At 62.0% G+C, this 8,049-nt stretch carries 13 protein-coding genes; 9 read left to right on the top strand and 4 right to left on the bottom strand.

Annotated features, from left to right (window positions below):
* Positions 1-65 precede the first annotated feature (65 nt).
* The 5 genes from pyrF to bfr all read left to right on the top strand — a co-directional run bounded on the left by pyrF (position 66) and on the right by bfr (position 3,104).
* A complete protein-coding gene (gene pyrF, locus B4E36_RS13585; RefSeq protein ID WP_292051634.1) occupies positions 66-776 on the top strand; it encodes an orotidine-5'-phosphate decarboxylase in 711 nt (236 codons plus the stop codon).
* Between the two features lie 145 nt (positions 777-921).
* The gene (locus B4E36_RS13580; RefSeq protein WP_292051632.1) at positions 922-1,893 is read left to right on the top strand and encodes a complex I NDUFA9 subunit family protein; all 972 of its coding nucleotides are present in this window, start codon (positions 922-924) and stop codon (positions 1,891-1,893) included.
* Between the two features lie 114 nt (positions 1,894-2,007).
* On the top strand, positions 2,008-2,196 hold the full coding sequence (locus tag B4E36_RS13575; protein WP_018065083.1) for a hypothetical protein: 189 nt from the start codon (positions 2,008-2,010) through the stop codon (positions 2,194-2,196).
* Between the two features lie 145 nt (positions 2,197-2,341).
* Entirely contained in the window at positions 2,342-2,671 is a 330-nt protein-coding gene (locus B4E36_RS13570) for a (2Fe-2S)-binding protein (RefSeq protein ID WP_292051630.1), read from the top strand.
* Positions 2,619-3,104 (top strand): bacterioferritin, encoded by a 486-nt coding sequence (gene bfr, locus B4E36_RS13565; protein ID WP_018065085.1) that lies wholly within the window; start codon positions 2,619-2,621, stop codon positions 3,102-3,104. Before B4E36_RS13570 ends, bfr begins: the two co-directional genes overlap by 53 nt.
* A 75-nt stretch (positions 3,105-3,179) precedes the next feature.
* On the opposite strand, the gene B4E36_RS13560 is transcribed toward bfr, so the two are convergent.
* On the bottom strand, positions 3,180-3,686 hold the full coding sequence (locus B4E36_RS13560) for an RNA pyrophosphohydrolase (RefSeq protein WP_292051626.1): 507 nt from the start codon (positions 3,684-3,686) through the stop codon (positions 3,180-3,182).
* A 198-nt stretch (positions 3,687-3,884) separates the two neighbouring features.
* Here B4E36_RS13560 and B4E36_RS13555 point away from each other — a divergent pair, with 198 nt between their 5' ends.
* Together B4E36_RS13555 and B4E36_RS13550 are read left to right on the top strand one after the other, a co-directional pair.
* A complete protein-coding gene (locus B4E36_RS13555; protein ID WP_292051624.1) occupies positions 3,885-4,037 on the top strand; it encodes a DUF5993 family protein in 153 nt (50 codons plus the stop codon).
* Between the two features lie 12 nt (positions 4,038-4,049).
* Positions 4,050-4,601: a disulfide bond formation protein B gene (locus B4E36_RS13550; RefSeq protein WP_345900463.1), complete on the top strand. Its 552-nt coding sequence runs from the start codon at positions 4,050-4,052 to the stop codon at positions 4,599-4,601.
* Here B4E36_RS13550 and arsB read toward each other — a convergent pair.
* The 3 genes from arsB to B4E36_RS13535 are packed head-to-tail and all read right to left on the bottom strand — an operon-like array spanning position 4,568 to position 6,534.
* Positions 4,568-5,641 carry an ACR3 family arsenite efflux transporter gene (gene arsB, locus B4E36_RS13545; RefSeq protein WP_292051621.1) on the bottom strand — a complete coding sequence of 358 codons (1,074 nt, stop codon included), beginning with the start codon at positions 5,639-5,641 and terminating at the stop codon, positions 4,568-4,570. The two genes, B4E36_RS13550 and arsB, sit on opposite strands and share 34 nt — an antisense overlap.
* Before the next feature lies 1 nt (position 5,642).
* Positions 5,643-6,170: an arsenate reductase ArsC gene (locus B4E36_RS13540; RefSeq protein WP_292051619.1), complete on the bottom strand. Its 528-nt coding sequence runs from the start codon at positions 6,168-6,170 to the stop codon at positions 5,643-5,645.
* Positions 6,151-6,534 carry an ArsR/SmtB family transcription factor gene (locus B4E36_RS13535; RefSeq protein ID WP_292051617.1) on the bottom strand — a complete coding sequence of 128 codons (384 nt, stop codon included), beginning with the start codon at positions 6,532-6,534 and terminating at the stop codon, positions 6,151-6,153. Before B4E36_RS13535 ends, B4E36_RS13540 begins: the two co-directional genes overlap by 20 nt.
* A gap of 99 nt (positions 6,535-6,633) precedes the next feature.
* Here B4E36_RS13535 and B4E36_RS13530 point away from each other — a divergent pair, with 99 nt between their 5' ends.
* Positions 6,634-7,245 carry an HAD-IA family hydrolase gene (locus tag B4E36_RS13530; protein WP_292051615.1) on the top strand — a complete coding sequence of 204 codons (612 nt, stop codon included), beginning with the start codon at positions 6,634-6,636 and terminating at the stop codon, positions 7,243-7,245.
* A gap of 103 nt (positions 7,246-7,348) precedes the next feature.
* The coding region (locus B4E36_RS13525; protein WP_345900462.1) for an aminoglycoside adenylyltransferase family protein at positions 7,349-8,049 on the top strand (701 nt) is incomplete at its 3' end.

Raw genomic sequence — 8,049 nt, 5'->3', positions numbered from 1 at the left:
GCTTTTCGCGCGGGCGTTTTTATGCGAACTGCATCGCGGTGAAACGAGACGAAGGAGCCGATGACATGAGTGCACGCGACCGCCTGATTGTGGGTCTGGACGTTCCGACCGTGGCCCAAGCGGAAGCCATGGTCGAGACGCTTGGCGACACCGTTTCCTTCTACAAGATCGGCTACCAGCTCGCCTTCGCCGGCGGGCTTTCCTTCGCCCGCGAACTGGCGGAAGACGGCAAGCAGGTCTTCCTCGACATGAAGCTGCTCGATATCGATAACACGGTGGCCAAGGGCGTCGAGAATATCGCGAAGATGGGCGTGACCATGCTGACGCTGCATGCCTATCCGAAGGCGATGCGCGCGGCTGTCGCGGCTGCGGCAGGCTCGCCGCTCTGCCTGCTCGGCGTCAGCGTGCTCACCTCGATGGACGACGAAGACCTGATCGAAGCCGGCTATGCCGCAACCGCCGCGGCGCTCGTGGAAAAACGCGCCCGCCAGGCGGCCGAGGCCGGCATGGGCGGGGTGGTGTGTTCGGCGGCCGAGGCGCGGGTCGTGCGCAGCGTGATCGGACCCGAGATGGCGGTGGTGACGCCGGGCATCCGCCCGGCGGGCTCCGTTGCCGACGACCAGAAGCGAGTGATGACGCCGCGCGATGCCATCGCCGCCGGCGCCAGCCACCTCGTCGTCGGACGTCCGATCGTCAAGGCGGATGACCCGAAAGCCGCCGCGCGGCGGATTGTCGATGACATCGAGGCTGAGATGCTTGGGGCGGCGAACGGCTGAGACACCCTGCGCGCCGCGGCCTGTGTCGCAAGGGCCACGGCGGCCCGCCGAGGCTGTGCGATATTAACCGCCGCGACCTCTTGTCCCTTCACCTTCGCGGTCAATTGGGCTAAGGGGGAGCTATCATCCAAACGAGAGGCTTGTCATGACGCTATCGAACATTCCCCCGCTGGTTACGGTCTTCGGCGGTTCCGGTTTTGTCGGTCGCTATGTCGTCCGGGCGCTGGCCAAACGGGGATATCGCATCCGCGTTGCCGTTCGCCGTCCCGACCTCGCCCTGTTTCTCCAGCCGCTCGGCAATGTCGGCCAGATCACCTTCATGCAGGCCAATCTGCGCTACGAGGAATCAGTGCGCCGCGCCATCCACGGCGCCGACCATGTCGTCAATTGCGTCGGCATCCTGTTTGAAAGCGGCAAGAACGGCTTCGATGCGGTGCAGACCGAAGGTGCGCGTCTGGTGGCCGAAGTCACCCGCTCCGAAGGCGCGAAGCTCACGCACGTGTCCGCCATCGGGGCCGATGCCGACAGTCCGTCACACTATGCCCGCTCCAAGGGCGTGGCCGAAGCCTCGATCAGGGAAATCTGTCCCGACGCGGTGATCGTGCGGCCCTCGATCATCTTCGGTCCGGAGGACGATTTCTTCAACAAGTTCGGCAAGATGTCGCTGATCTCGCCGTTCCTGCCGCTGATCGGTGGCGGCGAGACCAAGTTTCAGCCGGTCTATGTCGGCGACGTCGCCGAGGTGATCGCGCGTTCCGTCGAAGGCAAGCTTCAGGCAGGCAGCGTCTACGAACTCGGCGGTCGCGACGTGCTGACCTTCCGCGAATGCCTGGAACTGCTGCTTTCGGTGACCGGCCGCAAGCGCGCGCTCGTCTCCATGCCGTTCGGCCTCGCCTCGCTGTTCGGCGGCATTGCCAGCCTCATTCCGTTCATTGCGCCGCCGTTGACCTCCGACCAGGTCAAGCTTCTGAAAGCGGACAACATCGTGTCCGAAGAGGCACAGGCGGAGGGGCGCACGCTCGATGGCCTCGGCATTCGCCCGGCACAGCTTGAGGTGGTGTTGCGCACTTACCTCGTTCAGTATCGACAGCACGGTCAGTTCGGGAAAATCGCTTGACGGTAAAATGGGGCGGGTGCATATCCTGCCCACAATTTCGCAAAAATTTCGCCACATTCGGGAACCTGTCACAGTAGTTGCGCCTTTACTGTTTATTGGAAAGTCATCGCTAAGATGATCAAGCGGGTTCGTATCAAAAGGGTTTCTGAAACGATGGGTAAGTCTATCGCTGTTTTGTTCGCAGGCGCGGCATTGATGATCATGGCGGCCTCTCTTGCCGCCCCCGGCAGCATTGCCGCGGGCAAGCCCGGCTGCGCGCCCGCCTACGGGGTCGACCCCTGCGCGCTCGCCGCCGTCAACTGATTCCATTCGTTGATCAATTTCCGTTCGGCCCGGCTCAAGCTTTCGTGAGAGCCTTGGTGACGGGCTGACGATAATTTAATCTTGACAATCAGCCTCGCCTTTTGCAAAACAGCTCTCATCAGAGACTTATGTCAATGGTGGAAGCATGCTGGTTTGCAGTTGCAATTTCATTACCGAAAAGGAAATTGAACAGACCATCGTCGAGCTGCTCGACGAGGACTGTTGGCAGCTTGTTGTTCCCGCCAAGGTTTATCACCGCATGGCCAAGCGCGGCCGCTGCTGTGGATGCTTCCCGAATGTAGCCGATATCATCGTCCGCACGACCGAGGCCTATCACAAAAATAGTGACTCGACCGAAGCTGAGATATGTGATTTTTTGAGCCGCCTCAAAGAGTTCCACCAAAAGAACAGGAGAGCGGACATTGAAAGGCGACAAAAAAGTTATCGAACGGCTGAACGAAGCTCTGTTTCTTGAGCTCGGCGCCGTCAATCAGTACTGGCTGCATTACCGTCTCACGAAAGACTGGGGTCTGACGAAGCTCGCCGAGAAAGAGCGCGCGGAATCGATCGAGGAAATGCATCACGCCGACAAGCTGATCGACCGCATCATCTTCCTCGAAGGCCATCCCAACCTTCAGACCGTGGCGCCGCTGCGCATCGGCCAGACAGTCAAGGAAGTGCTTGAATCGGACCTGGCCGGCGAATACGAAGCGCGCAATTCCTACAAGGAATCCCGTGACATCTGTCACGAGGCTGGCGATTACGTCAGCATGAAGCTTTTCGAAGAACTGATGATCGACGAGGAAGGCCATATCGACTTTCTCGAAACCCAGCTCGATCTGCTGGATTCGATCGGCGAGCAGAAATATGCCCAGCTCAATGCCGCATCGAGCGAGAGTGCCGAATAACCGCTCCCTGGCATTTTCGTGATTCCCTAAGGCCCGGATTTGTCCGGGCCTTTTTTATTGCACGCGGTCCGCTCGTCAGTCCGTCAGGTGCCGGAATTCGTCGACGACCCTTTCATAGACCGCGCGCTTGAACGTGACGATCAGCCCGGGGAGGATGTCGATATCGGCCCATTGCCAGGCGTCGAACTCGCGTTCATGGCCGTCCGGCGGCGGATCGATCGCGATTTCGCTGTCGTCGCCGAGAAAGCGGAAAGCGAACCATTTCTGGGTCTGGCCGCGGAACCTGCCGCGCAGGCCGATGCCGATCAGGTGATCGGGCAGGTCGTAATTGATCCAGCCGGGCGCCTCTCCGATGAGTTCCACCGATTTCATGCCGGTCTCCTCGTAAAGCTCGCGGATGGCGGCCTCAAGCGGGGTTTCACCCGGATCGATCCCGCCCTGCGGCATCTGCCAGAGCTGCGGGGAGCCGTCGGATTCCGAATTGTTTTCCGAAAGCCGGCGTCCCAGCCAGATCTTGCCTTCAGGGTTCAGGATCATCACGCCGACATTCGGCCGGTAGGGCAGTTCATGGGCTTTGCGCATGGGGGAAAGTCTCGTCCGATGGGGTTTCTTTCCGCCATGCCTAAAGCAAAGCGCGGCGAATGGGAATTCCTTCGTTCCTACCCGATGCTGCCGCTTGGCGTGGCGTATAAAATGTCTGGCGCCCCCGGCGTATTGCTTGCAGGCGCCTGAAAAGCCTGCCATGTCTTGCGTCGTATTGCAGAGGGGGATTTTCGGATGATGGCACTTCCGTTTTTTATCGGCGCGGGCGCGGTTTACCTGGCGCTGAAGGATCGAAAGGGGGCGGCGGTGGCGCTCACGATTGCCGGCTTGCTGCTGCTTGTGGTGCTCTACCGGCTCCATGCCACCGATACGCTCGATCTGTCGCTGTAGGAGGGGAACGTCATGCGTGAAACACTGGCCGCCACATTGAACGCGCTCGCCCTGCTGGCGATTTCCATCGTGCTGCTGTTCGCCTTCTATGCACAGTTTGCCTATGGCGAACTGCCGTGTCCGCTCTGCCTGCTGCAGCGCGCTGGCTTTGTCATGGTGGGCGTCGGATTGGCTTTGAACGTCATTTTCGGGGTGGCGCCGCGCCACTACGGGCTGATGATCCTGGGCGCGCTGTCCGGCGCGGTACCGGCGCTCCGGCAGGTGGCGCTGCATGTGGTGCCGGGCACCGGGGCCTATGGCGATCCCTTCCTCGGCCTGCATTTTTATACCTGGGCTTTTCTGGTGTTCGCGCTGGTCATTCTCGGTTCGGCAGCCATGCTGGTGCTTGGCGGCTTTGCCACCGCCCCGGCGCGCCGGCTTTCGGGGCTGGGGCTGGTGGCGGTCGTGTTCTTCGTGCTGATGACGCTCGGCAACGGCGTCTCGACGCTGGCCGAATGCGGGCTCGGTCTCTGCCCGGACAATCCGACGAGCTACGAGGCGCTGGACTCGCTCTCCGGGCGGTGAGGGTTGCGGGCAACCGCCGCGCCGCTTTCATACCAGCCCTTGCTGCGGTTGACGATATAGACCACCGACAGCATTACCGGCACCTCGATCAGCACGCCGACAACGGTGGCGAGCGCCGCCCCGGACTGGAAGCCGAACAGGCTGATGGCGGCGGCGACGGCGAGCTCGAAGAAGTTCGAGGCGCCGATCAGGGCGGAGGGGCCGGCAACGCAATGCTGCTCGCCCGCCGCACGGTTGAGCAGATAGGCAAGGCCGGAGTTGAAATAGACCTGGATCAGGATCGGCACGGCCAGCAGCGCGATGATCATCGGCTGGGCGATGATCTGTTCCCCCTGAAAGCCGAACAGCAGCACCAGCGTGGCCAGCAGCGCGACCAGCGAGGCCGGTTGCAAGCGCGCAAGGAGGGAATCCAGCCGCGCCGTGGAGCCGCCCGCCAGCAGCGAGCGGCGGATAATCTGCGAAATGATCACCGGGATCACGATGTAGAGCGCGACCGACAGCACCAGCGTGTCCCACGGCACGGTAATCGCCGACAGGCCGAGGAGCAGCGCCACGATCGGCGCGAAGGCGACGATCATAATCGCGTCGTTGAGGGCAACCTGCGACAGTGTGAAATGCGGCTCGCCCTTCGTCAGGTTCGACCAGACGAACACCATGGCGGTGCAGGGCGCGGCCGCGAGAATGATCAGCCCGGCAATATAGGAATCGATCTGGTCGGAGGGCAGATAGGGCCGAAACAGCCAGCCGATGAACAGCCAGCCAAGCAGTGCCATGGAGAACGGCTTCACCGCCCAGTTGACGAACAGGGTGACGGAGATGCCGCGCCAGTGGCGGCCGACTTGCGCCAACGCGGCGAAATCGATCCGCAGCAACATCGGTATGATCATCAGCCAGATCAGCACGGCGACCGGAAGGTTGACCCGCGCCACCTCGATGGCGGCAATGGCATGGAACGCCGTGGGGAAAAAATGGCCGAGCGCAACGCCCGCGACGATACAGAGAGCCACCCAGACGGTCAGGTAGCGTTCAAAGGTGGACATGTCAGATGGCCTTCGTGCTTTTCTCGGTTGCGCCATCCATGGCGCCGATCTGCTTCATATGCGTGTCGATCCCCGCGGAATCGATGGTTTCCTGGGCCAGATTGAGGAAGGCCATGATCCGGCTTTTCAGGAATGTCGCGGTCTGGGCGAAGGCGCGCTGCTTTTGTTCTTCCGTGCCGGAAACGCCTGCCGGGTCTTCCACGCCCCAATGGGCGCGCCTGCCGCTGCCGCGCATGATCGGGCAGCTCTCGCCGGCGGCGTTGTCGCAGACGGTGATGATGAAATCGATCTCGGGGGCATCGGGTCCGGAAAACTCGTCCCAGCTCTTGGAGCGGAAGCCCTCCGTGGGGTAGCCCATGGTCTCAAGCGTCTTGAGAGCCAGCGGGTGAACCTCGCCCTTCGGCCGGCTGCCGGCGGAAAAGGCATGGAAACGGCCGGCGCCTTCCTTGTTCAGGATCGCCTCCGCCATGATGGAACGGGCGGAATTTCCGGTGCAGAGAAACAGAACATTAATGGTTCGGTCGGTCATTTCGGGTGTCCTCGTGGGTGGGGTCGGCATTGGCGCAGCATGGCTGAAGCCCTTCGATCAGCGGCGCGCAGATGTCCGCATTGCCGCCGCAGCAATCCTGCAGGAGATAGAGCATGACGGCGCGGAAGCGCTCCAGATCGGCCCGGTAGATGATCGAACGCCCCTGGCGCTCGTTGACGATGATGCCGGCACGGGAAAGCGTCGAAAGATGCGCCGACATGGTGTTTTGCGGAACGTCGAGCCTGCGGGCGAGTTCGCCGGCCGCAATGCCGTCCGGTTCGCTTTCCACAAGCAGCCGGAAGGTCTGAAGCCTTGTCGGCTGCGCCAGTGCGGCCAGCGCCGCGATTGTCTGATTCTCATCCATATATCCAGAATAATGGATATATTATCTTTGTCAAGCGTCGACCTTGGCCTTCGCGATCGGGAAGGGTATGACGAGCCGGAAGCTTGCGGAGTGAGCGACATGACCAAGTGCCTGATGCTGGATGTCGACGGCGTCATCATCAGCGGTCCGGACGGCCAGTCCTGGGCCCGCGATATAAAGCGTGATCTCGGCATCGACCCGGACCTGCTCGAAACTCATTTCTTCATACCGCACTGGCCGGAGATCGTCGCCGGCAAGAAGGCGCTGCGCGCGGTGCTGGAGGAATGTCTGCCGGTGCTGGCAGCGCCGGTCTCACCGGATGATTTCATGGCCTACTGGTTCGAGCGCGATTCGACGATCGACCATGACGTGCTTGCGGCCTGCGACCGGCTGCGCGCGCGCGGAACCCGCATCTTTCTCGCCACCAACCAGGAACACTTACGCGCGGAATACCTGATGGCCGAGCTCAAGCTGTCCGACCGCGTTGACGGGATCGTCTATTCGGCGGCTGTCGGCGCAAAGAAGCCGGATCCGGCGTTCTTCGAGGCGGCCGAGGCAAAGAGCGGCTTTGCCGGGGCGGACCATATTCTGGTGGATGACCAACTCAGGAATATCGAGGCGGCGCGGGCATTCGGCTGGCACGCGCTCCACTGGACCGGCGGCGAAGACCTTGAGGCGTTGGTGGATGCTGTCGGCCAGCGCGAGGGGTAACGATACGGGGCTGCTACGCGAGGATAGACGCCGAGGATGAGACGGTGCGCCTGATCGCTGATGTCACCTTCCGATGATGCGCAATGTTGGCTAGAACGACGGCATGCAGACGGCACCCCATCAAGATGAACAGATACGGTCGACCTTGGCGCTCCTGCGCCGCGTTCTGGGCGATGCGCTGCTCGGTGCTTACCTGCATGGATCTGCGGTGTCAGGCGGGCTCCGGCCGCAGAGCGACATTGATCTGCTGGCGGTTGTTGATGCCGGGCTGACCGCGAGCCAGCGCAAAGCTCTGCTGATGAACCTGCTGCGCCTCTCCGGTCGTCACCCTGCCGCAGCCGGCGCCCCCCGTTGCCTTGAGGTCACGGTATTTTGCCGGGCTGACCTTGCGGGCGGTGACTACCCGGTGCAGGCTGAATTCCTCTATGGAGAGTGGTTGCGGGGCGCCTTCGAGGACGGTGAGATCCCGATACCGGAACGTGATCCCGAATATTCCCTGATTATCGCACAGGCTCGTCAGCAGGCCATTTCCCTGCTCGGGCCAGCTGTGGGGGAACTGCTGCCGGATATCTCGATAGAGCATGTCCGGCAGGCGATGCGCGATGTCCTTCCCGGTCTGCTGAGCGGGCTGCGCGGCGACGAGCGGAATGTCCTGCTGACGCTTGCGCGGATGTGGTACACAGCCAGCACGGGGAAATTCGTCACGAAGGACGCCGCCGCCAGTTGGGCGATCCCGCGCCTTCCGGACCCGGATGCCATGATGCTGGATCATGCGCGCCGGGCCTATCTTGGCGAGGTCGCAGA

The sequence above is a fragment of the Martelella sp. UBA3392 genome (assembly GCF_002358775.1).
Classification (GTDB): domain Bacteria; phylum Pseudomonadota; class Alphaproteobacteria; order Rhizobiales; family Rhizobiaceae; genus Martelella; species Martelella mediterranea.
This window is presented reverse-complemented; position numbering and strand designations above follow the sequence as displayed.

What these genes read in the sequence shown, in the direction of transcription:
- pyrF (WP_292051634.1), top strand. Translation starts at nt 66, where the DNA reads ATGAGTGCACGCGACCGCCTGATTGTGGGTCTGGACGTTCCGACCGTG.
- B4E36_RS13580 (WP_292051632.1), top strand. Translation starts at nt 922, where the DNA reads ATGACGCTATCGAACATTCCCCCGCTGGTTACGGTCTTCGGCGGTTCC.
- B4E36_RS13575 (WP_018065083.1), top strand. Translation starts at nt 2,008, where the DNA reads ATGATCAAGCGGGTTCGTATCAAAAGGGTTTCTGAAACGATGGGTAAG.
- B4E36_RS13570 (WP_292051630.1), top strand. Translation starts at nt 2,342, where the DNA reads ATGCTGGTTTGCAGTTGCAATTTCATTACCGAAAAGGAAATTGAACAG.
- B4E36_RS13560 (WP_292051626.1), bottom strand. Translation starts at nt 3,686, where the DNA reads ATGCGCAAAGCCCATGAACTGCCCTACCGGCCGAATGTCGGCGTGATG.
- B4E36_RS13555 (WP_292051624.1), top strand. Translation starts at nt 3,885, where the DNA reads ATGGCACTTCCGTTTTTTATCGGCGCGGGCGCGGTTTACCTGGCGCTG.
- B4E36_RS13550 (WP_345900463.1), top strand. Translation starts at nt 4,050, where the DNA reads ATGCGTGAAACACTGGCCGCCACATTGAACGCGCTCGCCCTGCTGGCG.
- arsB (WP_292051621.1), bottom strand. Translation starts at nt 5,641, where the DNA reads ATGTCCACCTTTGAACGCTACCTGACCGTCTGGGTGGCTCTCTGTATC.
- B4E36_RS13540 (WP_292051619.1), bottom strand. Translation starts at nt 6,170, where the DNA reads ATGACCGACCGAACCATTAATGTTCTGTTTCTCTGCACCGGAAATTCC.
- B4E36_RS13535 (WP_292051617.1), bottom strand. Translation starts at nt 6,534, where the DNA reads ATGGATGAGAATCAGACAATCGCGGCGCTGGCCGCACTGGCGCAGCCG.
- B4E36_RS13530 (WP_292051615.1), top strand. Translation starts at nt 6,634, where the DNA reads ATGACCAAGTGCCTGATGCTGGATGTCGACGGCGTCATCATCAGCGGT.